Consider the following 25697-nt stretch of genomic DNA (forward strand, 5'->3'; position numbering starts at 1 on the left):
GGCACGTCCGAGGGGGCCGGGGCACTCCGGCGGCGTCGGGCGGTGCGTACCTGTTCTCGCGAGTCTATACGAACGGATGCACGGCGTGACTCTTCTACTACTGTCCGTGCAGGGCCGCAAGGGAGAAATCGGGCACACCGTGTGCCGGGCACCGTATTGGCACATGCCGTTTTCGCGCGTTCTGTCGGGTAGTCGATCACCCCTTCGGGGCATGCTCCCTCTACGCCCGACCGAGGGAGGGATGGCGCCCATGGGGGAGAAGGTGGCCGCCAGTAACGCAGATCTGGCGGACCGTCAACTCTACCGTCGGAAGCTGCGCCAGTGCGTCGACGCGCTTCGACTGCTGCTGGAGGAGGACCGCTTCGACAGACCACGGGCCATGATGGGCCTGGAGATCGAGATCAACCTGGCGGACGAGGACGGCCTGCCGACCATGCGGAACGAGTCGGTGCTGGAGTCGATCGCCAGCGGGGACTTCCAGACCGAGCTGGGGCAGTTCAACATCGAACTCAACAGCGCCCCGCACCGCCTGGGTGGCCGGGTCCTCGAGGAACTGCGGGAGGAACTGGTCGTCGGCCTCGCCTACGCCGACCGGCGTGCGGCCCGGGAGGGGGCCCGGATCGTCACCGTGGGCATCCTGCCGACGCTGACCACCGACCACGCCGTGCTCGACAACATCTCCGCGGGCGACCGCTTCCGGCTGCTCAACGACCGCATCCTCGCAGCTCGCGGCGAGGACATCACGCTGGACATCCAGGGTGTGGAGCGGCTGCGGGTCGACGCGGTCTCCATTGTCGCCGAGGCCGCCGCCACCTCGATGCAGCTGCATCTGCAGGTGACACCGCGCCGCTTCGCGGGGGTGTGGAACGCCGCCCAGGCGATCACCGGCGCACAGCTGGCGATGGGGGCGAACGCGCCGTTCCTGTTCGGCAGGGAGCTGTGGCGGGAGACGCGGCCGATTTTGTTCGAGCAAGCGTGCGACACCCGTCCGGCGGAACTGAAGTCGCAGGGCGTCCGGCCGATCACCTGGTTCGGCGAGCGCTGGATCGACTCGGTGGTCGACCTGTTCGAGGAGAACCTGCGCTACTTCCCGTCGCTGCTGCCGATCTGCGACGAGGAGGAACCTCTGAAGACCCTCGCCTCGGGCGGCATCCCCCGCCTGCGCGAACTGAGGTTGCACAACGGCACCGTCTACCGGTGGAACCGTCCCGTGTACGACGTCGCCGACGGTGTGCCGCACCTGCGGGTCGAGAACCGGGCCCTGCCCGCCGGGCCGACCGTCGTCGACACCCTGGCCAATGCCGCGTTCTACTACGGCCTGGTCCGGGCGCTCGCCGACCAGTCGCGACCCGTCTGGCAACGGCTCCCGTTCGAGCTCGCGACGGAGAACTTCCATACCGGCGCCCGCCTCGGCATCGACGCGGAGCTGTGGTGGCCGCGCGGCGGCCGACGCGGCGGCGGGCTCGTCCGGACGCCCGCCAGGGAGCTGGTGCGCAGCGAACTGCTGCCGCTGGCCGCCAAGGGCCTGGACGCCTGGGGCGTCGATCCGGTGGACCGCGACCGCTACCTCGGCATCATCGAGGGCCGCTGCCGCACCGGGATCAACGGCGCGGCCTGGCAGAGCTCGGTCTTCCACGACGGTCTCGAGCGCCAGGGGCTGGAGCGGGGACCGGCGCTGGCGGCGATGACCCGCCGCTACATGGAGCTGTCCCGGGGAGGTGAGCCGGTCCACACCTGGCCGCTGCGCTGAAGGCGCGGTGCGAACCCGTGGCGCGGAAGGCGGTGCGAACCTGCGGTGCGGAAGGCCCGGAACACAAATCGCGCTGTGCGATGATCGGGCCGACCGCACTGTCGGACGCACGCCCGGAGCCGCACACGTGAGCACGACCGACACCGACACGCTGGACGCCCTGCCCTCGCCGGCGCCGTTCACTCGCCGCCTGCTGGGGCAGGAGCTGATCCTGGTCCTCGCGCTCTCGCTGGGCGCGAGTGGTGTCAGCGCGGTGATCAGCTTCCTCGGTTCGGTCACCGCGCCGGTCTCGCTCAAGTCGCAGCAGGCGACCCTGAACGGCACCATCACGCCCGGACGGCCCTGGCTGGACCTGAGTTGGCACCTTTTCGACATCGTCACCGCACTCGTTCCGGTGGCACTGGTGGCCTACCTGCTGCTCCGCGAGCGGTCCTCGATCCGGGCGCTGGGCTTCGACCTCACCCGCAAGTGGAGCGACCTCGGCAAGGGCGCGGTCGTCGCCGCCTGCATCGGCGGCTCCGGCCTGCTCCTCTACCTGGGCGCGCGGGCCTCCGGGGCGAACCTGACGGTGGTGCCGAGCACGCTGCCGGACGTGTGGTGGCGGATCCCGGTGCTGATCCTCTCCGCCGCGCAGAACGCCGTCGTCGAGGAGGTCATCGTCGTCGGCTACCTGCTGCGCCGCCTCGGCCAGCTCGGCTGGAGCTGGCCGGCGGCGGTCGCGGCGAGCGCGCTGCTGCGCGGGTCGTACCACCTCTACCAGGGCGTCGGCGGGTTCTTCGGCAACGTGGTGATGGGCGTGATCTTCTGTTACCTGTACCGCCGTTGGCGCCGGGTCACGCCGCTGGCGATCGCCCACACGCTGATCGACTCGGTCGCCTTCGTCGGCTACGTGCTCCTGGCCGGGCACGTCAGCTGGCTGCCGACCTGACCTCTCCTGCCCTCGCAGCCAGGGTTCCGTCCAGGACGGTGACCGCGCGGCCGGTCAGGAGCACCCGGTCGCCGTCGACGCGCACCCGCACGGTGCCGCCGCGCGGCGAGACCTGCCGGGCGGCGAACTCCGCGCGCCCCAGCCGCTCCGCAGCCGCCCAGAACGGGCCGAGCGCGGTGTGCGCGCTGCCCGTCACCGGGTCCTCGCCCACGTCGACACTCACCCCGAACCAGCGCGAGACCACCGCGTAGCCCGACGCCTCAGGGGCCGCGGCGGGCGCGGTGACGATCACGCCGCGCGGCACGTCCAGCGTCTCCAGTCGGGTGTGGTGCGGGTGCAGGTCCCGTACCTCGGCCTCGGTCGCCAGCTCGACCAGGAGGTCGCCGAGGGCGCCCGTGGTGTGCACGCCGAGCCATGACGCTCCGCCGAGCGCCTCCGTCAGCCCCTCCGGGGCGGTGCCCGGGGTGGTCGGGTTGGCAGGGAAGTCGAGCGTGATCGCGCCGTCGGCCGCCGTCTCGGCACGCAGCACCCCGCTCCGCATCGAGGCGAACGCGACCCGGCCACCCTCCGACAGCCGCCCGTCCTGGGCCAGCGCGTGCACGGTGGCGAGCGTGGCGTGCCCGCACAGGCCCACCTCCACGGCGGGCGTGAACCAGCGCAGCGCCCAGTCCGCGGCGCTCGCGTCCCTTTCGGCGCCCTCCAGCGGGCGGGCGAAGGCCGTCTCGGAGAGGTTCAACTCGGTGGCCACGCGCCGCATCCAGCGCTCGTCCGGCCACGGTCCCGGCGGCAGCAGGCAGACGGCGGCGGGGTTCCCCGCGAAGGGTTCGTCGGTGAAGGCGTCGATGATCCGGATCCTCATGATCGCAGGCTATGCCCCGCTGACGAGCGAGCGCGTGCCCGCTCCGCTCTCGTTCGAAAGGGATTGCCGAACGACAGTTACCGATATATCGTTGATGCATCGAGACAGTCGTAAGACTGTCGAACCACATCCATGCAAGGAGAACGATCATGCGATCCCGACACCCCTTTGATCCCCGTGCCCGTTCCGGCCGCCCCGCCTTCGGTGAGTTCGGCCCGCCCGGCTTCGGCGGCGGTCCCGGCCCGTTCGGTCCCGGTGGCCCCGGCGGCGGCCGTGGGCGCGGACGGCACGGCGGGCGTGCGCGTCGTGGCGACGTGCGCGCGTCGATCCTGGCGCTGCTCAAGGAGCGCCCCATGTACGGCTACGAGATGATCCGCGAGATCGCCGAGCGCTCCGGCGGGTCGTGGCGGCCGAGTCCCGGCTCGGTCTACCCGACGCTGCAGTTGCTCGACGAGGAAGGCCTGATCGCCACCGACGAGGAGGGCGGCAAGAAGCTGTTCCGCCTCACCGAGACGGGTCGCGGTGAGGCCGACCAGGGCCCCGAGGCGCCCTGGGAGGAGGCCGGTCGCGGCGAACACTGGGAGATCGTCCGCGAGTTCGCCAGCGCCGGCGGTGCGCTCAAGGACGCGCTGCGGCAGGTCGCCCTCACTGGCACCCCCGCCCAGCGCGCCAAGGCGCTCGCCGTGCTGGCCGACGCCCGCAAGCGGCTCTACCTGATCCTCGCGGACGCCGACAACGAGCCCACCCCCGCGCCGTCGGACGGCGGCGGCACCGGTCCGGAGCGGCAAGGCTGACCAGCCGTGCCGAACTGTCGTCCCGTCAGACCGCGGTCGGCGGGCGGGAGAGCAGCCGGTCCACGTGTCCGCGACGCAGCCCCTGACCGGGCTCGACCGGCAGCAACAGAACGTCCGAGCGGTGCGCGTAGCGCCGGAGCAGGCGCGGCGGGATCAGGTCGTCCACCCAGGCGAACGGCCGTCCCGCCGCGTGCCGGACGATGGGCGCGAAGTCCCCGTCCGGGCTCCCCGCGCTCGATCCGCAGGCCACCCACGGCAGTTCGGGCAGGCCGAGCAGCGGCGCGATGCAGTGGTTGGCCCACGCCTCCCAGGTGCTCGCCCAGGCCAGGTCGTAGACCTCGGCCAACTCCCGCAGCCACACCGCGTGTGCGGGACTGAGCAGCACCTCGACCTCGCTGCGGAGCAGCAGATGGCGGCGGTACCCGCTGTCCGGGTGCGGACAGACCGGGTTGAGCACGCCGTCGATGTCAAGGTACAGCAGCGGCTTGGGAGTTGACGTAGCGCTCGCGCGAGGGCGGCGCTCCGCGTGGTCGGCGATCAGGACTCCGGCTCCAGGGGACAGATGGACGCGGGACAGGACCCGCTCAGTGTTCGACGGTTGCGGACACCCGGTGGTTGCAGCCCGATGGGGGCGTCCGTCAGGCGCACGCGCCGGGGTCAGCATGCACGCGCCGGTGGCGCACTACCCTCGCCCCGGGCGCATCGCCGCAGCTCGTACGGCGAACACGGACCCGAACGCAGGCGCTGACCTGCGCGCGACCATGGGAAGATCGTATCTGTGGGTTGACGAATGGTCACCCTGCGCAGCAGACTGCCGGGGTACCGCAGGACCGACCGGCGTGCACCTCTGCCGCCGCGCGGCCCCACCGGTCCGCGCGCCCGCGACCGTGTCCCTGTCCGGCTCTGCCTCTGTCCGGCTTTCCCTGTTCGTGTCCGGCTCTCCCCGTTCGACCGTGGGTGGATCCCTGTGCCAGTAGACCCTCGGCGGAGTGCGCCTTCCGCCGCGCACCGTGAGCAGCCGCAGCCGGTCGGGCCGCTCGCGGCGGTCGCTGCGCGGGCGCGCCGACGGGCGCTGCGCGCCGGGGACCCGGAGGTGGACACCGGCCACCTGCTGCACGCGCTGCTGGAGTCGGACGACTCGGTGCTCGGCGTGGCCGCGCCGATGCCGGTCCAGGCCACCCGGCTGATGGGTTACCTGGTCCAGCGCAGCATCGGCTTCGGGCGCCTCTGGCGCCTGGGTGAGGGCGCGGCCGACCGCGAGTCCGAGCGCTCGGCCGGACTCGCCTGGAGCGTGCCCGCCGCGGAGGCGCTGGATCGCGCGGTACGTCGCGCCTCCGGCACGGTGCTCGACCTCCTCGCCGAGGTGGCGGCACTCCCGGACTCACGCGCCGCCGAGATCCTGCGGGGCGCCGCGATCGACCCCGCCGCGGTGGTCCAGCGCTGCCGCACCCAGGCGGCCGCGGAGCGTACCGCCTGGTGACGACGCCGGCGCCGGAACCCGTGCGCAACCGGGGCGCAAGCCGCGCACAGCCCGCGCGCCGGACTCCGGCGCGCGGGCTGTGCGCGGCAATCAGGCCGACTGGCCGCCGTCGACGGGAGGCTCCGGTGCCTGGCCGTCGGCGCCCATCTGCTTCTTGGCCTGGTTCTGTGCCGTGTCGACCTGGCTCTGGTACTTGCCGCCGGTCTTCTGGTCGATCATGTCGCCGGCCTTGTCCACGCCCTTGGAGGCCTGGCTCTCGTGACCGTGCAGCAGGCCCTTGACCTTGTCGATAACGCTCATGGCGGATTTCTCCTCCCGGTGTGCGGTACGCACCACGTTCCTCCCGTGCCTCCGATGCCGCCACTCGGGTAGCGGCGCGCCCGACCGCGTCGCACGCTGGGGCCATGAGCGAAACCGAGCCTCCGGTGCAGGTCGGCCTCTTCGGGGACGACCACCAGTTCCGGTTGGTCTCCTTCCGTGGCGCGCACCACGTCCCGATGACGCGCCGCGAGTTCGAGGAGCGCATGGGGGAGGACTACCCCGGCGAGGACCCGTACTCCGCGGACCTCGTCGTCTGGCTGGACCACCCCGGGGAGTGGCCTGGCGAGTGACCGGTCGGAACAGCCGAGGCCGGAGGGCCGGCAGAGGTCAGCCGAGGCCGAGAGGTTATGAGGGCAGCGTCCACTGCTGGTTGGCCGCGCCGGTGCAGTCCCAGATCTGCAGCCGGGTGCCGTTGGCGGAGCTCGGGCCGGTGGCGTCCAGGCAGCGGCCGGACTGCGGGTTGAGCAGCGAGCCGTTCGCCTGGGGCTGCCACTGCTGTGAGCCGCTTCCGTTGCAGTCGTAGAGCTGGATCTGGGTACCGTTGGCCGTACCGCCGGAGGTGACGTCCATGCACTTGCCGAGCGCCTGGAGCGAGCCGTCGGCTGCCACCGTCCACTGCTGTGAGCCGGTTCCGTTGCAGTCGTAGAGCTGGACCGCGGTGCCGTTGGCGGTGTTGGCGCCGGCGACGTCGACGCACTTGCCGCCGTAGCCCGTGATCTGTCCGGTCGGGGTTGCCGGGGCGGTGCCGGACCAGGTGAACGTCGCGCTGGTCTGCGCGGGCAGGGTGTAGGTGAAGTGCTGGCCGCCCCAGTTGACCGTGAACGGCTCGGAGCCGCCGGTGGCGTTGTACGCGACCACCGCCTTGGAACCGTCGGGGTTGAGCCAGGCCACGTTCGGCACGGCGGTGCTGGCGGTCGAGTCGATCCGGTAGGCGCCCGGCTTGACGAACTTGGTCAGCTGGCCGAGGTCGTAGTACTCGATGTTGTAGTCCACCTGCCCGCTGCGCGCGTCCCCGTTGTGCACGGTGATCAGTCCGGTGCAGGTGCCGCAGCCGCCGTTGTGCGGGCCCATGTTCTGGTCCACCGCGAGCGACCACTTCACCACCGACTTACCCCAGTTGCGGGTGTAGTCGACGATGTTCTCCATGTCCTCCTGCTGCTGGTTCGCGATCCAGGTGCCGCCGGAGTGCTCGGTGTCGAAGGCGTCCACGTTCGGGTACTCGTTGTGGACGGTGGTCTGCTCGGTGGGATCCCCGCTGTAGCCGTGCCAGGCGATCCCGCCGAAGAGCGGGTCGTTGCGCACGGCGGCGTCGTTGACGGTCTGTGCGGCGTAGTTGTCGTAGTCGTCCCAGTTCCAGTCCAGCGCCAGGACCTTGGTGGTCAGCCCGGCGGCGTGGAAGGCCGGGAGCAGGTCGGTGCCGGTGAAGTAGTCCAGCCCGCTGGCGTTCCACTGCATCGAGGGGTAGCCGCTGCAGCACGTGGGCTCGTTCTGCGGGGAGACGTAGTCGATGTGCACGCCCTGGGCCTTGTAGGCCTGGATGTACTTGACGAAGTACTGCGCGTAGGCGGCGTAGTACTGGGACTGGAGCCAGCCCTGGCTGTAGGCGCCGCTGTCCTTCATCCACGGCGGCGCGGTCCACGGGGTGGCCATCACCTTCAGGTCCGGATTGAGCTGCTGAGCCTGCTTGGTGAGGGGCAGCACGTCCACCAGGTCGTGCGCGACGGAGAAGTTCGCGAGCGTCGGGTCGGTCTGGCCGCTCGGCATGTCGTCGTAGGTGTAGTTGTAGCGGGCCAGGTCCGAGGCGCCCATGGGGTTGCGCAGGAAGTCCAGGCCGATGCCGTTGACGGGATCGAAGAGGTTGGTCATCACCGCGTTGCGGGTGGCGGTGCTGAGTGCGCCGCTGCTGTTCATCAGCCAGGCGGCGGTGTCGGTGAACGAGGCCCCGGCACCGGTGAACTGCTGGTAGCGGGTGTTCTCGTCGACGTCGACCGTCGCTGCGGAACTTCCGGTGCCGGACGAGAACGTGATCGGGCTCTGCTGCTGCAGGCCCTGGGTGACGGTCCGTCCGGCGGAGTCGGAGGTGGTGGTCAGCCAGATGTTCACCGTCGGCCCGGCCGCGTGGGCGCTGGGGGTGCCGAGCAGGAGTCCGGAGGCCACGAGCACTCCGGCAACGAGGGCAGGCAGCCTTTTCGACCGCATGGGCGTAGTCCTTCGCGTGGGGGCGGATGGGACTGGGGCGTGCCGTGATTGAACTCTTGAAGTCATGGCATCGTCAAGAGTGGTGACCGTTCGCTGTGGAACTGATGACGACCTGCGCCGCCAGCTTGGGATGACGCCCAAGGCGAGGCGATGATTCCGATTGTGCAGATCTCGGCGGATGCCCTCTTGGGGTCATTTGTTGAATGCTCAGGTCAGATATGACGGACCTGCATATTTCGAACCTGGCGTGATCCTCCGCCGGCGACGCTCGCTCTCCGACTCTCTTGACGCCCCAACGCCGCTCTAGTTGACTCCGACCGCTCGGCCGCGCTGCCCCCACATCCCGGCCACACCCCCACGGAGTCGTCATGCGCCTTCGCCATGCCTGCACACCGGCCGCCGCCCTACTGACCGCCGCCTCTGCCCTGCTGTTCGCCGCGCCGGCGGCCCACGCAGCAGCCAATCCGGGCCCCGGTTTCCCGGCCCAGTACGCCGCGCCCTACGTCGAGACCTGGAACTCGCCCGGCGCGATCGCGTCGGCGGAGTCCGCGACCGGCCTGAAGTACTACACCCTTGCGTTCGTCATCAGTGACGGCACCTGCAACGCCACCTTCAACGGGTCCACCGCGATCGACGACGCCGGGTGGACCGGCGCGATCAACACGCTGCGCGCCTCGGGCGGGGACGTCATCGTCTCCTTCGGCGGCGCCTCCGGCACCGAACTCGCCCAGGCCTGCGGCACGGTGGCGGATCTGCAGGCGCAGTACCAGCGGGTCATAGACACGCTCAACCTCACCCGGATCGACCTGGACGTCGAGGGGTCGGCTCTGGACGACACCGCCGCCAACGACCGCCGCAACCAGGCGTTGGCCAACCTGCAGACCTACTACGCCTCCCAGGGGCGCACGCTCTCGGTCGACTACACCCTGCCCGTCGACCCGACCGGCCTCGAGGCCAACTCCCTCAGCCTGCTCGACAACGCGGCAAGCCATGGACTGAACGTCAACCTGGTCAACATCATGACCATGGACTACGGGCCCAACGAGGAGATGGGACAGGCCGCCGTCAGCGCCGCACAGGGCCTGTACAGCCAGCTCGGCCAGATCTGGCCGAGCAAGACGTCGGCGCAACTGTGGGCCATGGAGGGCAACACGCCGATGATCGGCGTCAACGACTCCACCAACGAGGTCTTCACCACCGGCGACGCCGCAACGCTCGAGAGCTTCGCGCAGACCAACGGCGTCCAGGAGCTCTCCTACTGGGCCCTCGGTCGGGACCAGGCGTGCGCCAGCGACGGCACCCTCTCCGACACCTGCAGCGGCACAAGTCAGAACCCCTACCAGTTCGCCTCCACCTTCAACGCCCTCACCGGCAGCACCTCCGGCGGCGGTGGCGGGTCCACCGGACAGATCACGGGCTACGGCGGCCTGTGTCTGGACGACCGGTCGGCGTCGACGGCGAACTTCAACCCGGTCCAGGTCTACACGTGCAACGGCAGCGCCGCGCAGCAGTGGACGGTCGGCTCGGGCAACACCCTTCAGGTGCTGGGCAAGTGCCTGGACGTCAACAGCGGCGGAACCGCCAACGGCACCACGGTTGACCTCTACGACTGCAACGGCACCGGCGCCCAGGTCTGGGTCCCGCAGACCAACGGCTCCCTGCTGAACCCGCAGTCAGGCAGGTGCCTGGACGACACCAACTGGTCCACCACGCCCGGCACCCAGGCGCAGATCTGGGACTGCGGCGGCACCGCCAACCAGCAGTGGACGCTGCCGAGTTGACGATGCCGTGACTGACGTGTCACCCCGGCTCGGGCGTGGCGCGTCCGCCTACTGCTCGCGGATGCCCCACGGTGAGCCGTAGACGTTCAGCAGCTCGAGGAAGGGCTTGGGCGGGAAGGCCTCCGGGCCGAGTACGCCCTGGCCCTTCCACGCGCCGGTGGCCAGCAGCTCCAGCGCGACGACCGGGTTGATCGCCGTCTGCCAGACCACGGCCTGGGAGCCGTACTCGCGCATCGACCACTGGTTGTCGACGACGTGGTACAGGTAGACCTCGCGGGGCTGCCCGTCCTTGACGCCCTTGACCCAGGTGCCCGCGCAGGTCTTGCCGTGCATCCGCTCGCCCAGCGTCGCCGGGTCGGGCAGCGCGGCTGCGACCACGTCGCGCGGCGAGACCTGGACCGGGCCCAGCGAGGAGGGCACGGTGAGCGGCTCGGTGCTGTCCAGGCCGAGGGCGTGCAGGGTCTTGAGCTTGCCGATGAAGTCGTCGCCCAGGCCGTACTTGAAGGTGACCCGCTTGGCGTCGACCCAGCGCGGGACCAGCAGCACCTCCTCGTGCTCGACGTTGACGCACTCGACCGGGCCGATGCCCTCGGGGAAGTCGAAGACCTCCGGCTCGCTGAACGGGGCGGTGGTGAACCAGCCGCGGTCCGCCTCGTAGACGACGGGCGGGTTGAGGCACTCCTCGATCGTGGTCCAGATGCTGAACGACGGCGCGAAGTCGTAGCCCTCGACGGTCAGGTTGGCGCCGTCGCGGATGCCGATCTCCTCGATCTCGTCGAAGAGTTCGTCCGCCGCGTAGCGGGCGAAGACGTCCGACAGGCCCGGCTCGACGCCGATGCCGACGAGGGCCAGCAGGCCCGCCCTCTCGTACGCCTCGGCGCGGGCGAACTGGTCGTCGCCCAGCTTGACCCCGCACAGCTCGTGCGGGCGCTCGGGGTGCGGGTGGGACAGCGACATCGCCATGTCCAGGTAGTGCACGCCCGACGCCAGCGCCGCCTCGAAGAGCGGCAGCACGAAGCGCGGGTCGGTGGCGTTGAGCAGCACGTCGCAGCGCTCGGCGCGGAGCAGCGCCTCGACCGAGGGCCGGTCGGTCGCGTCCAGCCGGGCCGCGCTGAAGCGGACCGCCCGGTCCGCGCCGAGCGCGGCCACGGCCGCCTGGGCGCGGTCGAGGTCGTAGTCGGCGACGACCATGTGGGACAGAAAGGGGCGACGGGCAGCGATCTTGGTGATCGCCGAGCCGACACCGCCGGCGCCGACCAGCAGAACACGCATGGGGGACTCCTCGGAAGAGCGGGTTACGCGGCAGTTCAGGGTGGTTTGCAGTGATTGATCACGGTTGAGCGGCCGTGTCTCGATCCAACGCCGGTACGCACTGAACGTCAACCACGTTGGCATAAGGGGTTAGCCTTGCCGACATGGCAAAACCAGTGGTCCCGGACGAGGCGCGACGGCGGCGTCGTCCGACCAAGCAGGGCACGGTCCTCACCCACGAGCTGATCGTGGAGACCGCGTTGCGGATGCTGCGCGAGCACGGCGTGGAGGGGCTGACCGCGCGCCGTCTCGGCCTGGCCCTCGGCGCCGACGCCAGCACGGTCTACCGGTACTTCCGCGGCATGGACGAGCTGACCCGGGCCATCGCCGACGAGCTGATGCACCGGGCGATGGCCGGCTGGGCCCCCACCGGCGACTGGCGGACCGACCTGCGCGCCCTGGGCCTGCGCATCCACGCCGCCTACCTGGCCCACCCGCAGGCCGCAGTGCTGGCCGCCAGCCGGGTCAGCGGGCGTGAGCACGAGATCGCGGCCGACGAGGCCGTCCTCGGCCTGCTGCGCGGCGCGGGTTTCGCCGATCCGGCGGCGGTGCGGATCTATCACGTGTTCATCGACCAGAGCCTGGCCTTCGCCGCACTCGACGCCGCGTCCCTGGCCCTGCCCGAGGAGGCGCGCCGCGCCGACGAGGCGGTCTGGCAGGCCACCTACGCCCGCCTGCCGCAGGACACCCACCCGCACATTGCCGCGACCGCGCGCCTGTTGGCGCAGCGGATGAACGCCAGCGCCTACCCGGCGGCGCAGGACCTGCTCTTGGCCGCAGCCGCGGCAGAGCTGGAGACGCCCCGGTAGTCGGGACCGTCGAACGGCGCAGCCCGAGGTGCGGGGGATCCGGCGCGGAGTGATCATGGGCGCACGGAGCGCGACTGCAGCCGGAAGGGAAGCCACCATGGCGACGCACGAAGCGACCGCGCCGAAGACCCCACGCCTCCCGGTACGCCTCCCCGGGCGTGGCCCCGCCCTGCTGCCCGCCTCCGGCGCGGAGCGGGAGCAGCGGATCGCGTCGGGGGTGCTGGTCGGCGTGCTGCTCCTCGCCGCCCTCGCGACCACGGTCGCCGGACTGCACGTCTCCCGCGCCCACGGGATCGGCCTGCTGCCACATGTCCTGGCCGGGGCCGTCGGGCTGGCACTGCCGCTGTTCGCGGTGCACCTCACGGGCGGCTCGGAGCTGCTGCCCGCGGTGTCGGCCCTGCCGGAACGTCTGCGCGACCGGCTCGCCGTCGCGGCGGGGCTGATGGCCGTCGGCATCGCGCTCGTGGACGCAGGGATGCTGCTCTGGTTCGCGCTGGACCGGTTCAACTCGGCGGCGGGAGCCTGAGCGGCGAGCTGAGGTGCAGCGGAGCGGAGCCGAAGCGGAGCGCGAGAAGGTAGAGGTGAGCGGCGAGCTGAGGTGCAGCGGAGCGGAGCCGAAGCGGAGCGCGAGAAGGTCGAGGTGAGCGGCATGAGTGGCCCGCCGGGAGTCGACGTGATGGTCTGTGAGGGGTGCGGCGAGGTGACCCCGTGGACCCCGTACGGGCGCTGCTCCTGGGAGTGCTACAACCTGCCGCGGGCGACGCCCGAGGAGCAGCAGGCCGCGCTGGAGGCGGCCCCTCGCGCGCAGGCCTACTTCCAGGCCCTCCAGGCGGCGGCGGAGGCCCGTGCCCGTAACGAGCGGCCTGACCAGCCGTGAGTCCTCACGTCCGGGACAGGCCCTAGTTCGGCGACCAGCGGACCTCGAGGACGCTGTGAGCGGGGAAGGACCGCATCTCGCCCGCGTTCTCGGTCGACTCGACGTGGACCCACGGCCCGTCGAACCGGATCTGGCCCGTGACGTACTCGCGTTCCTCGGTGACGCCGCGGCGCTTCAGGGCGGCTTCCGCCCGAACGGTCACGCGTCCACGACCGGTGAGGTTGTTCATGGATCCAGGCTGCGGTGCGGCCCGGCCGCCCGCGACCGGAGCGCGTCCGGGCGATGCCGCGCGGACGCGCTCACGGCGCGCGTACTCAACTCACGCGGTGGGCGTGACCGGCGTGGCCGGGGTGGTCAGCTTGGCCACGGCCGCCGACAGTGCCGCGACCTGCTTGGTCAGCTCCGACACCTGGGTCGTCAGCCCCGACAGCTGCCCGGAGAGCTCGTCGTAGTGGTGGTCACCGAAGGTGAAGAACGCGTTGACCGGCGTGTTCACCGGGTGGCCCGCGGCGTCCTTGCGGAACTGGTTCGGGATGGTGGTCGACAGCAGCGTCTTGGCGACCAGCTGCGCGTCGGCTTCGGAGAGGGGCACGTCGGGCTCCTGAGGGTCGATACCGGGCCAGTAGTCGGCCACGGATGAGATGTCGTATCCGCCGAGGTCGTTGTACTGCTTGGCCACCGCCCCGCCCGGGATCGCCGGGTCTCCGTCGTACTGGGCGATCCAATAGTGCGGTTCGGCCACGCCCTGGCCCTGGAACGCGGAGCGGACCGAGGGCCAGGTGGACGAGTTGCAGTACACGGACGGATCCACGCCCGCCGCCCGGCGGCGCTGCACCCAGCCGGGCGCCTCCTGCGGGGCGGCGTCGTACTGCTCCACGTCCAGGACGTGGCCGCCGTCGTTCTGCGAGGAGACCACGATCTCCACGATCACGGCGTGCGGGAAGCGGGCCCGCAGCTGGGGCACGTTGGCGTAGCTGCCGTCCAGGTAACCCGCATACAGCGGTGCCCCGGCCGGAAGTGACGCCACGTCGACACTGTCGTACATCGTCCTGGTCACCGGAACAGTCTCCCGGCGAACCGTCAGGTCACAAAGCCGGGCAGGTCAGGGCAGGTCAGCCCATCTCCTCCAGCGCCTTGCCCTTGGTCTCGCGGATGAAGAAGTAGACGAAGGGGATGGAAAGCACCGCGAAGCAGGCGTAGATGACGTACGTCGCCGAGAGGTTCCAGTCCGCCATGGTCGGGAAGCTCACGGTGATGGCCCAGTTGGCGAGCCACTGCGCCGAGGCGGCGACCGAGAGGGCCAGCGCGCGGATCTTGTTCGGGAACATCTCGCCGAGCAGGACCCAGACCACCACGCCCCAGGAGAAGGCGAAGCAGAACACGTAGAGGTGCGCCGCGACCAGGGCCACCGTCGCCTGGGTGTTGGCGAGATGGGCGCTGGTGCCGGTGCCGACGCGGTAGGAGAAGGCCCAGGCGGCCATGCCCAGGGTGACCGCCATGCCGGCCGAACCGGCCAGGGCCAGCGGGCGGCGGCCGATGCGGTCGACAAGGACCACGGCGACGACCGTGCCGACGATGTTGACCAGCGAGGTCGAGACGCTGATCAGCAGCGAGTTGCTGGCGTTGATGCCCACCGACTGCCACAGCAGCGACGAGTAGTAGAAGATCACGTTGATGCCGACGAACTGCTGGAACACCGACGCGCCGATGCCGATCCAGACGATGGCCTGCAGCCCGAAGCGTCCGCCCAGCAGATCTTTCAGGCGCGGTTTGTGCTCGGTCGCCATGACGTGCTGGATCTCGGCGATCCGGGCGTCGACGTCGGTGCCGGGCGCCTCGACGTCGGCCAGGACGCTGCGGGCACGGTCGAGGTCGTTGTTGGAGATCAGGTAGCGCGGCGACTCCGGGATGGCCAGCGACATCAGGCCGTAGATCAGCGCGGGGATGGTCTCCGCGCCCAGCATCCACTGCCACGCCTGGATGCCCCCGAGGTGGTCGTTCGGGTTGCCGCCCGCCGCCTGGTTGAGCGCGTAGTTGATCAGCTGGGAGATGAAGATGCCCAGCACGATCGCGGCCTGCTGGAACGAGGCCAGCCGCCCGCGGACCGCCGGCGGCGCGACCTCCGCGATGTAGGCGGGGGCGACCACCGAGGCGATGCCGATGGCGATACCGCCGATCACGCGCCAGACGCCCAGCATCACGATGTTGGGCGGGAACATGGTCCCCAGACCGCTGGCTGCGAAGAGCAGCGCAGCCAGCTGCATGACCTTGATCCGGCCGTAGTGGTCCGCCAGCCAGCCGGCACTCACCGCGCCCACGGCCGAGCCGAGCAGCGCGGCGGAGACCACCAGCGAGGTCTCGCCGTTGCCCACGTGGAAGTGGTGTTGGATGCCGGTGACCGCGCCGTTGATCACGGCGCTGTCGTAGCCGAACAGGAAGCCGCCCATCGCCGCCGCGGCGGCGATGAAGACGACGTGCCCGAGGTGGCCTTCGGCGGAGGTGGTGGACGATCGGCTGCTGGACAGTGTGGCTCCCGGAGCTGCTCGGATGTGACGGTCCGTCGGGGCAGCCTAGGAACCGGCATCTACCGGGCCGTGCAGGCGCGGCCGGTGCACGGGCCGTCCGACGCCCGGGATCATCCGGATGGAGCAACGTTTCTGCTTGCCCGGCGGTGTGCGCCTACCCGCGTCGCAGGCGCTCCGCGACGACGCCGTCGAGCGGGCGGGCGCGCCGGGTCAGCCCGGTGCGGACGCGGGCGGCGAGGGCGTCGTCCTTGTGGTCGTCGTACTTGGCCTTGGCCCGCACCTCGTCGACGCGCAGACGCAGGAACCTGATCGCCGAGAGCATCTTCCCGAACGGGGCCTGGCCGGGGACGATCGGCTCGTGCGCGACGTCCGGCTGGAAGCGTGCGTACTGACGGTCCATCAGCGCCGCCTTCGCGGCCGGATCGTCGACGACACTCGCCGTGCAGATCAGGTGGACCGAGGCGTAGTAGCTGGTCGGGACGCCGTGCTCGGGCGCGGTGTCCTCCGCGGCGCGCCAGGTGCCGGGGATGAACGCGTAGTCGTCGGTGACGGCGAGGGTGACCCGGGGGCTCGCCTCGACCGCGGCCCAGAAGGAGTTCGGGCGGGCCAGGTGGAGCACGACTTCGTCGCTGCCGTCCGGACCGGCCCCTTCGTCGAAGAGGAAGTGGGTCGGGACCAGGATCGGCGGCTCGCCGTCCGGTCCGTTGGCCGCCAGCGTGCCGAAGTCGCGCCCGGCGAGCCAGGGGCGCCAGGTCTTCTCGTCGGCGAGGTCCCAGGGATGGATGAGCATGACGGTGACCCCCAGAGGTCGTGCTGTGCCGGCGTGCCGGGTTGCGGGCGCTATTGAACTAGTGCATAGTCTTCTTTGTGCTAGGAGATTATCGGATCGTCGGGCGTCGTGCCACTGAGATCGCCGCTGAGATCGAGTCGCTGGTGTCCGCAGGGGCGCTGGAGCCGGGCGCCGCGCTGCCGCCGCTGCGTGATCTCGCCGGCGAACTGGGCGTCAACCCCAACACGGTCGCCGCCGCCTACCGGTTGCTGCGCGACCGGGGCGTGATCGAGACGGCGGGGCGGCGTGGTAGTCGCGTCCTGCCGCGTCCCGTGCTGGCCCCGCGCGACTACGGGACGCTGGAGGTCCCGGCGGGCGTCCGGGACCTCGCCGACGGCAACCCCGACGCCCGGCTGCTGCCCGACCCCGCCGCGGCGCTCGCCGCCGCCGGTCACGGCACGGACCCGGCGGCCGGACGGTACGGCGGCCCCGAGTTCGACCCGCTGCTGCTGGAGCTGACCCGCCGTTCCTTCGCGGACGACGGCCTTCCGGTGGACGCGCTCGGCGTCTTCTCCGGCTCGCTCGACGCGCAGGAGCGGCTCTTCCAGGCGTGGCTGCGGCCTGGCGACGCGGTCGCGGTCGAGGACCCGGGGTGGGGGAGCCTCTTCGACCTGCTGCCCGCGCTCGGTCTGCGTCCGGTCCCGATGCCCGTCGACGACGACGGACCGACCGTCGCAGGCCTGCGCGCGGCGCTCGACGCGGGCGTCCGCGCCGTCGTCCTCACCGCGCGCGCCCAGAACCCGACCGGCGCCGCCCTCGGCGCTCACCGCGCCGCCGAGCTGCGTCCGCTGCTGGCCGGGCACCCTGACGTGCTGCTGGTCGAGGACGACCACGGCCACGGCATCGTCGACGGCGACTACCGCACGCTGGCGATCGGTGCGCGGGGGCTGGACGACATCGGGGCGGCGGACGGCGGGACGGCGGACAACGTCGGGACGGCGGAGAGCGGGACACCCACGGTCCGGCACTGGGCCGTGGTCCGCTCGGCGGCCAAGTCCCTGGGCCCCGACCTGCGCGTCGCCGTGCTCACCGGCGACCCGGACACGGTCGCCCGGATCCGCGGGCGGCAGCGACTCGGCGCGGGCTGGGTCAGCCACCTGCTCCAGCGCACCGCCGCCGCGCTCTGGCAGTCCTACGACCCGGCCTCCGGCGTCGCGTCCTACCGGCGTCGGCGCGACGCGCTGCTCGCCGCGCTGGCCGAGCGCGGCGTCACGGCACACGGACGCAGCGGGCTGTGCGTCTGGGTGCCGGTCCCCGACGAGACCGCGGCCGTCGCCGGGCTGCTGCAGCGCGGCTGGGCGGTGGCCCCGGGCGCGCGCTTCCGCCTCGACACCCCGCCCGGGGTCCGGATCACCGTCTCCACGCTCGACGTCGCCGACTGCTCGCGCCTCGCCGACGACGTCGCCCACGTCCTGCACCGCCGCCCCCACCTGACGCGCGGGGTGTAGCTGTCGAGGTGGATCAGGCGGGCGGCAGCATGCCGCGGCTGCGGGCCTGCTGGAGCCAGCCGGGGTACTCGCTCATCATCAGCTCGAACAGCTGCTCGTCGCCGACGTTCTGCGGGTCCTCGACGGCGAAGAAGTTGGCGTTGTCGAGGAAGCGGCCGGGCAGGTCGTCCAGCTCCTCCAGGAACCGGAAGGTGCCGGTGCCCCAGTTGTCGACCCGTGGCTGGCGCGAGCGCTTGCCGAAGAGCCCGTGCGAGGGCTGCGGCGCGATCTGGTGCTGCGTGGGCGCGTCCACCGAGCGGGAGGACCGGCCGATGCCCATGAACTGCCAGAACAGCGGCTCGTAGCTGGACGCGGTCACCTGGGCACGGGTCTGCTGCTCGCTGGTGGTGTGACCATCCGTCAGGAACATCACGTAGACCGGCTGTTGGTCGGCGAGCGGCGCGTTGCGCAGGTCCGAGCTGCCGAAGTACTGCTCGCGGATCAGCCGGATCGCGCCCGCGTAGTCCGTGCCGCCCTCCAGCGGGTACTGGTTCAGCATCCGCTGGACCCATCCCTGGTAGGACCCGACGCTGACGGTGCCCGCCACATGGCCGCGCGAGCCGAAGAGGAAGACGTCGATCTCGCTGTTGTCGTCGAAGCGCATCCCCAGCGCGAGCACGCGCTCGACCAGCGCCTGCACCTTGCCGGTGCGGTAGAGCTTGTGCATCGAACCGGAGATGTCCAGGCAGAGCGCGACGCGGGCGGTGTGCTCGCCCAGACCGCGCTTCTCCAGGCTGACGGCAGCCTTCTTGGTGAGGTCGAGCAGTTGGTGGTCGCCCTGGTCGGCCAGGGACTTCTCCAGGGAGATGAGCTTCTGCTTCTTCAGGCTGACGGCGCTGCTGCCCGGCCCGCCACCCGGATCACCCGGACCGGCCGCGGCACCCGGTCCGCTCTGGCCGCCCTGTCCGCCCGACCCGCCGATGCCGGGCTGGTACGGCTGCTGCTGGTACTGCGGTTGTTGGAACTGCTGTTGCTGGTAAGGGTCCTGAGGGTAGGGCTGGGGGAAGCCCTGCGGGGGCTGCTGCTGCGGGCCCGGGTCGGCCGGGCCGTAGCCGGCCTGCACGGGTGCGCCGCCGAAGGCGGCAGGCCCGTTGGGGTCGGCGGGAGTCGGGTACACGGCGAAGCCGGGCATGTTGCCCTGCATCGGTCCCTGTCCCGACACCGGTCCTTGCCCTTGCGGGGGGAGGGGTGCGTTCGGAGCCCCGGCGCCGAAGACCGACGGTGCGGGCGGAGCCTGTTCGAGCGGCGGCAGGTTCTGCAGTCCTGGCTCGACGTGTCCGCCTCCGCCGAAGATCGCGGGCGCGGGCGGAGCGGTGCCGGGCGTGCCCAGGTTCGGGTCGGACGGCGCGGGCGGCGAGGGCGGAGCGGCGGGCGCGGGGTACGGCTGGGGCGGCGGCGAAGCGACCGGCGGCGGGCCGAAGCCCTCCGGGGCGGCGGGCGCGTGCTGCGCGGCTGCCGGAGCAACTGCCGGAGCGGGGGCGGGCGCTGGGGCCGGGGCCGGCGGCGTGGGGGCGGGAGCCGCTGCGGCAGCCGGAGCCGCCGCAGCGGGCAGGCGCGGGTCCACCCCGTGCGGGTGCGCGGCGGCAGCGGGGTTCGGGGGCGAGGCGGGTGGCGACGCCGGTGCCGGTGCCGGTGCGGCCGCCGCGTCCTCGTCGACCGAGATGCCGTAGTCCGTCGCCAGCCCGGCCAGGCCGGTGTCGTAACCCTGGCCCACCGCCCGGAACTTCCAAGCGCCGGCGCGCCGGTAGAACTCGCCGAAGACGAACGCGGTCTCCGTCGTCGCGGAGGCGATGTCGAAGCGCAGGGCCTCGCTCCCGTCCGGGCCGAGGACGCGCAGCGTCAGGCCCGGGACCCGCCCGAAGGTGCCGCCGTCGGCGGAGGCGGCGACCACGATCCGGTCGATGCCCGGCTCGACCGAGCCGAGGGCGACGCGAACCCCGTCGCCCGCGTGCCGGACCGCGCCCGAGGGGTGGTTCGGCTGGTTGTAGAAGACGAAGTCCTCGTCCGAGCGGACCTTGCCGGACGAGTCCAGCAGCAGAGCGGAGACGTCGACGTCCGGGACGCCCGCGCCCTTGCTCCAGCTGACCTCCGCCGATAGCTCTGTGGTGGGGATCGGGGCGTTCGCGCCCTTGCTCATCGCCGTCATGCGCTCATCCTGCCCGTTGTGGTGTGGACAGCAAGGGCTTTGCCGAAGTGCCGTCGCGGGCCGAAGCGGTCTTGTGACCCGACCGACCGTTCGGTAGTCTGGTGGTAGTACCTGATCCCGGAGGGGCATGCAGACATGAGCAGCACCCACGTGGCACCGGCGACCGGCGGCGAGGGCGCCACCGAGCCGGCCGACCTCGCCGAGCTCTCCGCGCACTTCGACGCGACCATCGCGCACGACCACCGCATCGAACCGCGCGACTGGATGCCGGACGGCTACCGCGCGACGCTGGTGCGGCAGATCGCCCAGCACGCCCACTCCGAGATCATCGGCATGCAGCCGGAGGGGGAGTGGATCACCAAGGCCCCCTCGCTGCGGCGCAAGGCGATCCTCTTCGCCAAGGTCCAGGACGAGGCCGGACACGGGCTCTACCTCTACTCCGCCGCCGAGACGCTCGGCATCGACCGCGCCGAGCTGACCGAGCGGCTGCTCAACGGGCGGCAGAAGTACTCCTCGATCTTCAACTACCCGACGCTGAGCTTCGCCGACGTCGGCGTGATCGGCTGGTTCGTCGACGGCGCGGCCATCTGCAACCAGGTGCCGCTCTGCCGCTCCAGCTACGGTCCCTACGCCCGCTCGATGGTCCGGATCTGCAAGGAGGAGTCCTTCCACCAGCGCCAGGGCTACGAGTTGCTGCTGACCATGATGTCCGGCAGTGCCGCCCAGCGCGCCCAGGTGCAGGACGCCGTGGACCGCTGGTGGTGGCCCTCGCTGATGATGTTCGGCCCGCCGGACACCGACTCGCCCAACAGCGCCCAGTCCATGGCCTGGCGGATCAAGCGCCACAGCAACGACGAACTGCGGGAGCGCTTCGTCGACATGACGGTGCCTCAGGCGGAGAAGCTCGGCGTCACCCTCCCCGACCCGGAGCTGCGCTGGAACGCGGAGCGCGGCTCGCACGACTTCGGCACGCCCGACTTCGACGAGCTGATGCGGGTGATCAAGGGTGACGGCCCCTGCAACGAGCAGCGGATCACCCGGCGCCGTCAGGCCCACGAGGACGGCGCCTGGGTACGCGAGGCCGCCCTCGCCCACGCAGCCAAGCAGCAGGCCCGCGCCGCCGAAGCACGCGGTGCCGAGGCACGCGCCGCCGACACGCAGCAGAATCAGGAAGGAACGGCCGCATGAGCAGCCCCGAGTCTCCGCAGGCCCCGCAGACTCCCCAGGCCCCGCAGGGGAGTTGGCCCCTGTACGAGGTCTTCGTGCGCGGCAAGCGCGGCCTCAACCACGTCCATGTCGGCTCGCTCCACGCCGCCGACGAGCGGATGGCGCTGACCAACGCCCGCGACCTCTACACCCGCCGCAACGAGGGCGTCTCGATCTGGGTGGTCCGCTCCGAGGCCATCACCGCCTCCACCCCGGACGAGAAGGACCCGTTCTTCTCGCCCAGCGGCGACAAGGTCTACCGTCACCCGACCTTCTACGCCATCCCCGACGACGTCCCGCACATCTGATCCCCCACATCCGGTCCGACACAACTGGTCCACCCGCACCCACGTAGGAGCCCTCGCGTGACCGACGACCACGTCTACCTCTCGCTCGCCGAGGAGCACGGGGACGACACCCGCTGGGCCTTCGGCACCGGGTTCGAGGACCCGCTGCACGGCGTCGACACCACGCTGCCCGCCGGCGTGGACGCCGACGAGCTGGCCGCGCTCTGCCTGGCCCTCGCCGACGACGCGCTGGTGGCCGCGCAGCGACTGGCGGAGTGGGTCACCCTGGCACCGGAGTTGGAGGAGGAGGTCGCGCTCGCCAACATCGGCCTGGACCTGCTCGGCCAGGCCCGGCTGCTCTACGCCCGCGCCGGACAGGCCGAGGGGAAGGGCCGCGACGAGGACGCGCTCGCCTACCTGCGCGACCCTGGCGAGTTCCGCAACGTGCTGCTGGCCGAGGTCCCGAACGGCGACTTCGCGCACTGCGTGGTCAAGCTGCTGCTGCTCTCCAGCTGGCGGCTGGCCCAGCTGCAGCAGCTCATCGGCCACGCGGACCCGGTGCTCGCCGCCGTCGCCCACAAGGGTGTCAGCGAGCTGACGTACCACCGCGACCACGCCGCCCAGTGGGTGGTCCGGCTCGGCGACGGCACCGACGAGTCCGCGCGCCGTACCGGCGCCGCGCTGGCCGAACTCTGGCCCTACCGCGCCGAGCTCCATGCCGCCGCGCCGGAGACGCGCAACGAGGTCGAGGCGGTGCTGGCGGAGGTCCTCGCAGCCGCGCGGCTCGACGTGCCGGGTGAGGACGCCACGGTCCCGGCGGTGTCCGGCCGTTCCGGTGAGCACACCGAGCACCTCACCGAACTCCTCGCCGAACTCCAGGGCGTGGCGCGGTCCGACCCGGAGGCGATCTGGTGAACACAGTGACACCTCTGACGCCCGCGACGCCCCCGACACCTCTGTCGCCCCCGGCGCGGGCAACCCCCGACGCCGCCCGCGCCGCCGCCGAGGCGGTGCGCGACCCCGAGCTGCCCATGCTCACTCTCGCCGACCTCGGCGTGCTGCGTGACGTCCGGCTTGAGGACGACGGTTCGGTGACCGCCGTGCTCACCCCCACCTACAGCGGCTGCCCGGCGCTCGCCGAGATGCGGGCCGACCTGGACGCGGCACTGCGCTCGGTCGGCTTCGCAACCGTCCACGTGCGCACGGAACTCAGCCCGCCGTGGAGCACCGACGACATCACCGCCGAGGGCCGACGCAAGCTCGCCGAGGCGGGCATCGCCCCGCCCGGCCGCGCGCCGCGCCGGAGCACCGGCCCGATCCCGGTGACGCTCACCGTCCGTCCTGACTCCGCCGTCCGCTGCCCGCAGTGCGGGTCGCCGGACACCGAGGAGACCAGTCGTTTCGGCGCCACCGCCTGCAAGGCGCTGCGCCGCTGCCGCGCCTGCCGCGAGCCCTTCGAGCAGGTCAAGGAGATCTAGTGCGCACCAGTTTCCACCCGCTGCGGGTCGCCGCCGTCGAGCCGCTCTGCGAGGACGCCGCGGCCGTCACCTTCGACGTCCCGGACGACCTGGCCGAGCGGTTCGCCTTCCGCGCCGGGCAGTCGCTGACGCTGCGTCGGGTCGTCGACGGGCACGACGAGCGCCGCTCGTACTCGCTGTGCGCGCCGGAGGGCGGTCCGCTGCGGATCGGCGTCCGCGAGGTGCCCGGCGGCCTCTTCTCCTCCTGGCTGGTGCGCGACCTGCGGCCGGGCGACGTGGTCGAGGCGCTGCCGCCGCTCGGCAGCTTCGTGCCGGACCTCACCGTGCCCGCGCACCACGCGCTGATCGGCGCGGGCTCCGGCATCACGCCGCTGCTGGCCATCGCGGCCTCGGCGCTGGCCGACCCCAAGGCCCGGGTCACCCTGCTCTACGGCAACCGCCGCAGCGACTCGGTGATGTTCGCGGACGAGCTGGCTGACCTCAAGGACCGCTACCCGGAGCGGTTCCATCTGGTCCATGTGCTGTCACGGGAGCCACGGGAGAGCGAGCTGCTCAGCTGCCGCCTGGACGCCGAGCATCTGGACGCGGTGCTCCGCGCGCTGGTGGACGTCCCCGACGTCGACCACTGGTGGCTCTGCGGCCCACTCGGCATGACCGAGGACGCCCGCGCGGTCCTGTCCGGCCGTGGTGTTGCCGCCGAACGAATCCACCGCGAGCTCTTCTACGCCGAGGACGAGGAGCCGCCGCCCGCAGTCAGCCACGAGGACCGTGGACCTGACGGCCCCTCGGCCGAGCTGGAGCTGACGCTCGACGGCCGGGTCTCCACCCTGCGGATGCCTGTGGGCGAGACCGTGCTCGACGCCGCCCAGCGGGCCCGGCCGGACCTGCCGTTCGCCTGCAAGGGCGGCGTCTGCGGCACCTGCCGCGCGCTCGTCGTCTCCGGTGAGGTGCGGATGCGCCGCAACTTCGCTCTGGAGGACGCCGAGCTGACGGCGGGTTATGTGTTGACCTGCCAGGCCGAGCCGGTCAGCGAGCGGGTCGTGCTGGACTACGACTCGTAGCCGTAGCCGTAGCCGTAGCCGTAGCCGTAGCCGTAGCCGTAGCCGGGACGGTCGGTGTTCCCTCTCAGCCGCTCTTGCGGCGGAACGAACGCTGGCCGCCCGACTTGCCGTGGGTGCCGTGGATCTTCGACGGGTCCTGACCGCGTCCGGAGCCCTGCTCCGCCTGGGGGTCGCGACGGCGGGCCAGGGCCTCGCGGAACTTCCGCTTGACGTCGTCCTCGGAGTCGGCTGGGCCGGAATGTTCGTCGTCCGCCATGGGATGCCTCCAGGTGCGCGTGCGGTGAAAGTGCTGTGGTGTCTGTGCACGCTCAGTCTTTCACGCGGCGACCACCGGATGTGACCGGTTTATGAGCGGTTCACCCGGTCCACGCGACCGCGCCCGCAACCCGCGCGTATCACGGATCGGGACGGGCCTCGGATGTAGGGTGAGCCCGCAGCACGCGGGCCCCTCGCTGCAGGTTTCCGGGCCCGCCCGGTTCTCCGAGGGAAACGGCCCTGATGGATCTCGCGTACATCCCCAGCCCGTCGCAGGGCGTCTGGCACCTCGGCCCCGTGCCGATCCGCGCGTACGCGCTGTGCATCCTGGCCGGGATCGCGGCCGCGATCTGGCTGACCCGCAAGCGCTGGATCAAGCTCGGCGGCAACCCCGAGGACATCTTCGACGTCGCGCTGTGGGCCGTACCGTTCGGCATCCTCGGCGGTCGGCTCTACCACGTGATCACCGACCCCGAGCTCTACTTCAAGGCGGGCGAGCAGCCGATCCGCGCCCTCTACATCTGGGACGGCGGGCTCGGCATCTGGGGCGCGGTCGCGCTCGGCGCGGTCGGGGCCTGGATCGGCTGCCGCCGCAAGGGCATTCCCCTCTCCGGCTTCGCTGACGCGCTCGCGCCCGGCCTGATCCTGGCGCAGGCGATCGGACGCTGGGGCAACTGGTTCAACCAGGAGCTCTACGGTGACCCGACCAAGCTGCCCTGGGGCCTGGAGATCAACAAGGTCAACCCCGACGGCAGCGTGGTCCACGGTGTCTTCCAGCCGACCTTCCTCTACGAGTCGCTCTGGGACCTGGCCATCGTCTTCGTGCTGCTCTACGCGGACCGGCGCTGGAGCCTCCAGGGAGGCCGCCTCTTCGCGCTCTACGTCGCCTGCTACACGGCGGGTCGCGGCTGGATCGAGGCGCTCCGCAGCGACCACGCCAACCGGATCCTCGGCCTGCGCGTCAACGACTGGACCTCGCTGCTGCTCTTCCTGGCGGCCGTCGGCTTCCTGGTCGCGACCCGCAACCGTTCCGTGCCGGAGAACCCGATCGGCGCCTCCCGCCTGCCGGTCGAGCCGGTCGGTCCGGTCGAGCCGCTGGACGAAGCAGTGGACGAAGCCGGTGCGCCCGAGGACGCCCTGACGACGCCCGAACCCGCCGGAGCGACGCGCGTGTCCGGCGACGCGGGCGACCCCAAGCAGCCGGCCTGAGCCCGTCCGAGTCCGGGTCTGAATCCTGCTGATCTTCCCGCCCTGTCCACCGGGCCGTCGGGCCGCCTGCGTGGGTAGCATGCGCACAGGACCGACACAGCGATC

27 protein-coding genes are annotated in these 25697 nt (G+C 71.6%); 16 read left to right on the forward strand and 11 right to left on the reverse strand.

Going from position 1 to position 25697, the window contains the following annotated elements:
* The first annotated feature begins 250 nt into the window (after positions 1–250).
* Both ABH928_RS29940 and ABH928_RS29945 read left to right on the forward strand, forming a co-directional pair.
* Positions 251–1750 (forward strand): glutamate--cysteine ligase, encoded by a 1500-nt coding sequence (locus tag ABH928_RS29940; RefSeq protein ID WP_370071771.1) that lies wholly within the window; start codon positions 251–253, stop codon positions 1748–1750.
* A 127-nt stretch (positions 1751–1877) separates the two neighbouring features.
* Positions 1878–2678 carry a CPBP family intramembrane glutamic endopeptidase gene (locus ABH928_RS29945; protein ID WP_370071772.1) on the forward strand — a complete coding sequence of 267 codons (801 nt, stop codon included), beginning with the start codon at positions 1878–1880 and terminating at the stop codon, positions 2676–2678.
* Here ABH928_RS29945 and ABH928_RS29950 read toward each other — a convergent pair.
* A complete protein-coding gene (locus ABH928_RS29950) occupies positions 2659–3537 on the reverse strand; it encodes a PhzF family phenazine biosynthesis protein (RefSeq protein ID WP_370071773.1) in 879 nt (292 codons plus the stop codon). The genes ABH928_RS29945 and ABH928_RS29950 overlap by 20 nt on opposite strands.
* Positions 3538–3686: 149 nt before the next feature.
* Between ABH928_RS29950 and ABH928_RS29955 the strand changes: the two genes are divergently transcribed.
* Entirely contained in the window at positions 3687–4331 is a 645-nt protein-coding gene (locus tag ABH928_RS29955; protein ID WP_370071774.1) for a PadR family transcriptional regulator, read from the forward strand.
* A gap of 25 nt (positions 4332–4356) precedes the next feature.
* On the opposite strand, the gene ABH928_RS29960 is transcribed toward ABH928_RS29955, so the two are convergent.
* Positions 4357–4872 (reverse strand): HAD domain-containing protein, encoded by a 516-nt coding sequence (locus ABH928_RS29960; RefSeq protein WP_370071840.1) that lies wholly within the window; start codon positions 4870–4872, stop codon positions 4357–4359.
* Between the two features lie 426 nt (positions 4873–5298).
* Here ABH928_RS29960 and ABH928_RS29965 point away from each other — a divergent pair, with 426 nt between their 5' ends.
* A complete protein-coding gene (locus ABH928_RS29965) occupies positions 5299–5811 on the forward strand; it encodes a Clp protease N-terminal domain-containing protein (RefSeq protein WP_370071775.1) in 513 nt (170 codons plus the stop codon).
* Between the two features lie 90 nt (positions 5812–5901).
* On the opposite strand, the gene ABH928_RS29970 is transcribed toward ABH928_RS29965, so the two are convergent.
* The gene (locus tag ABH928_RS29970; protein ID WP_370071776.1) at positions 5902–6111 is read right to left on the reverse strand and encodes an antitoxin; all 210 of its coding nucleotides are present in this window, start codon (positions 6109–6111) and stop codon (positions 5902–5904) included.
* Between the two features lie 104 nt (positions 6112–6215).
* On the opposite strand from ABH928_RS29970, the gene ABH928_RS29975 reads away from it, so the two are divergent.
* Positions 6216–6422, forward strand: a complete 207-nt coding sequence (locus tag ABH928_RS29975; RefSeq protein ID WP_370071777.1) for a hypothetical protein — start codon at positions 6216–6218, stop codon at positions 6420–6422.
* A 55-nt stretch (positions 6423–6477) separates the two neighbouring features.
* On the opposite strand, the gene ABH928_RS29980 is transcribed toward ABH928_RS29975, so the two are convergent.
* On the reverse strand, positions 6478–8331 hold the full coding sequence (locus tag ABH928_RS29980; protein ID WP_370071778.1) for a ricin-type beta-trefoil lectin domain protein: 1854 nt from the start codon (positions 8329–8331) through the stop codon (positions 6478–6480).
* Between the two features lie 368 nt (positions 8332–8699).
* On the opposite strand from ABH928_RS29980, the gene ABH928_RS29985 reads away from it, so the two are divergent.
* Entirely contained in the window at positions 8700–10112 is a 1413-nt protein-coding gene (locus ABH928_RS29985) for a ricin-type beta-trefoil lectin domain protein (protein ID WP_370071779.1), read from the forward strand.
* Positions 10113–10160: 48 nt separating this feature from the next.
* Here the strand turns inward: ABH928_RS29985 and ABH928_RS29990 are convergent, their stop codons facing one another.
* Positions 10161–11384, reverse strand: coding sequence for a saccharopine dehydrogenase family protein (locus ABH928_RS29990; protein WP_370071780.1), 1224 nt, complete (start codon positions 11382–11384; stop codon positions 10161–10163).
* Between the two features lie 143 nt (positions 11385–11527).
* Here ABH928_RS29990 and ABH928_RS29995 point away from each other — a divergent pair, with 143 nt between their 5' ends.
* The 3 genes from ABH928_RS29995 to ABH928_RS30005 all read left to right on the forward strand — a co-directional run bounded on the left by ABH928_RS29995 (position 11528) and on the right by ABH928_RS30005 (position 13109).
* Positions 11528–12232 (forward strand): TetR/AcrR family transcriptional regulator, encoded by a 705-nt coding sequence (locus ABH928_RS29995; protein WP_370071781.1) that lies wholly within the window; start codon positions 11528–11530, stop codon positions 12230–12232.
* Positions 12233–12329: 97 nt separating this feature from the next.
* Positions 12330–12758: a hypothetical protein gene (locus tag ABH928_RS30000; RefSeq protein ID WP_370071782.1), complete on the forward strand. Its 429-nt coding sequence runs from the start codon at positions 12330–12332 to the stop codon at positions 12756–12758.
* A gap of 123 nt (positions 12759–12881) precedes the next feature.
* Complete coding sequence (locus ABH928_RS30005) at positions 12882–13109, forward strand: hypothetical protein (RefSeq protein WP_370071783.1); 228 nt, start codon at positions 12882–12884, stop codon at positions 13107–13109.
* A 22-nt stretch (positions 13110–13131) separates the two neighbouring features.
* Here the strand turns inward: ABH928_RS30005 and ABH928_RS30010 are convergent, their stop codons facing one another.
* The 4 genes from ABH928_RS30010 to ABH928_RS30025 all read right to left on the reverse strand — a co-directional run bounded on the left by ABH928_RS30010 (position 13132) and on the right by ABH928_RS30025 (position 16424).
* Entirely contained in the window at positions 13132–13338 is a 207-nt protein-coding gene (locus ABH928_RS30010; protein WP_370071784.1) for a hypothetical protein, read from the reverse strand.
* 90 nt (positions 13339–13428) lie between these two features.
* Positions 13429–14166, reverse strand: coding sequence for a hypothetical protein (locus ABH928_RS30015; protein WP_370071785.1), 738 nt, complete (start codon positions 14164–14166; stop codon positions 13429–13431).
* A gap of 55 nt (positions 14167–14221) precedes the next feature.
* Entirely contained in the window at positions 14222–15634 is a 1413-nt protein-coding gene (locus ABH928_RS30020) for a sugar porter family MFS transporter (protein ID WP_370071841.1), read from the reverse strand.
* 154 nt (positions 15635–15788) lie between these two features.
* Positions 15789–16424: an FMN-binding negative transcriptional regulator gene (locus ABH928_RS30025; RefSeq protein WP_370071786.1), complete on the reverse strand. Its 636-nt coding sequence runs from the start codon at positions 16422–16424 to the stop codon at positions 15789–15791.
* A 77-nt stretch (positions 16425–16501) separates the two neighbouring features.
* On the opposite strand from ABH928_RS30025, the gene ABH928_RS30030 reads away from it, so the two are divergent.
* Positions 16502–17911, forward strand: a complete 1410-nt coding sequence (locus ABH928_RS30030) for an aminotransferase class I/II-fold pyridoxal phosphate-dependent enzyme (protein WP_370071787.1) — start codon at positions 16502–16504, stop codon at positions 17909–17911.
* 13 nt (positions 17912–17924) lie between these two features.
* Here ABH928_RS30030 and ABH928_RS30035 read toward each other — a convergent pair whose 3' ends face one another.
* Positions 17925–20096, reverse strand: a complete 2172-nt coding sequence (locus ABH928_RS30035) for a VWA domain-containing protein (RefSeq protein WP_370071788.1) — start codon at positions 20094–20096, stop codon at positions 17925–17927.
* Positions 20097–20231: 135 nt separating this feature from the next.
* Between ABH928_RS30035 and paaA the strand changes: the two genes are divergently transcribed.
* From paaA to paaE, 5 genes are all read left to right on the forward strand, one after another.
* Positions 20232–21284 (forward strand): 1,2-phenylacetyl-CoA epoxidase subunit PaaA, encoded by a 1053-nt coding sequence (gene paaA / locus ABH928_RS30040; protein WP_370071789.1) that lies wholly within the window; start codon positions 20232–20234, stop codon positions 21282–21284.
* A complete protein-coding gene (paaB, locus tag ABH928_RS30045) occupies positions 21281–21610 on the forward strand; it encodes a 1,2-phenylacetyl-CoA epoxidase subunit PaaB (protein ID WP_370071790.1) in 330 nt (109 codons plus the stop codon). The genes paaA and paaB overlap by 4 nt, the downstream gene beginning before the upstream one ends.
* Positions 21611–21667: 57 nt before the next feature.
* A complete protein-coding gene (gene paaC, locus ABH928_RS30050; protein WP_370071791.1) occupies positions 21668–22504 on the forward strand; it encodes a 1,2-phenylacetyl-CoA epoxidase subunit PaaC in 837 nt (278 codons plus the stop codon).
* Positions 22505–22620: 116 nt separating this feature from the next.
* On the forward strand, positions 22621–23067 hold the full coding sequence (gene paaD / locus ABH928_RS30055) for a 1,2-phenylacetyl-CoA epoxidase subunit PaaD (RefSeq protein WP_370071842.1): 447 nt from the start codon (positions 22621–22623) through the stop codon (positions 23065–23067).
* Complete coding sequence (gene paaE / locus ABH928_RS30060) at positions 23031–24128, forward strand: 1,2-phenylacetyl-CoA epoxidase subunit PaaE (protein ID WP_370071843.1); 1098 nt, start codon at positions 23031–23033, stop codon at positions 24126–24128. The genes paaD and paaE overlap by 37 nt, the downstream gene beginning before the upstream one ends.
* Before the next feature lie 64 nt (positions 24129–24192).
* Here the strand turns inward: paaE and ABH928_RS30065 are convergent, their stop codons facing one another.
* Entirely contained in the window at positions 24193–24384 is a 192-nt protein-coding gene (locus ABH928_RS30065) for a DUF5302 domain-containing protein (protein WP_370071792.1), read from the reverse strand.
* A 242-nt stretch (positions 24385–24626) separates the two neighbouring features.
* Between ABH928_RS30065 and lgt the strand changes: the two genes are divergently transcribed.
* The gene (gene lgt, locus ABH928_RS30070) at positions 24627–25592 is read left to right on the forward strand and encodes a prolipoprotein diacylglyceryl transferase (RefSeq protein ID WP_370071793.1); all 966 of its coding nucleotides are present in this window, start codon (positions 24627–24629) and stop codon (positions 25590–25592) included.
* The last annotated feature ends 105 nt before the right edge of the window (positions 25593–25697 follow it).

Source organism: Streptacidiphilus sp. MAP5-3 (assembly GCF_041262505.1).
Classification (GTDB): Bacteria; Actinomycetota; Actinomycetes; order Streptomycetales; family Streptomycetaceae; genus Streptacidiphilus.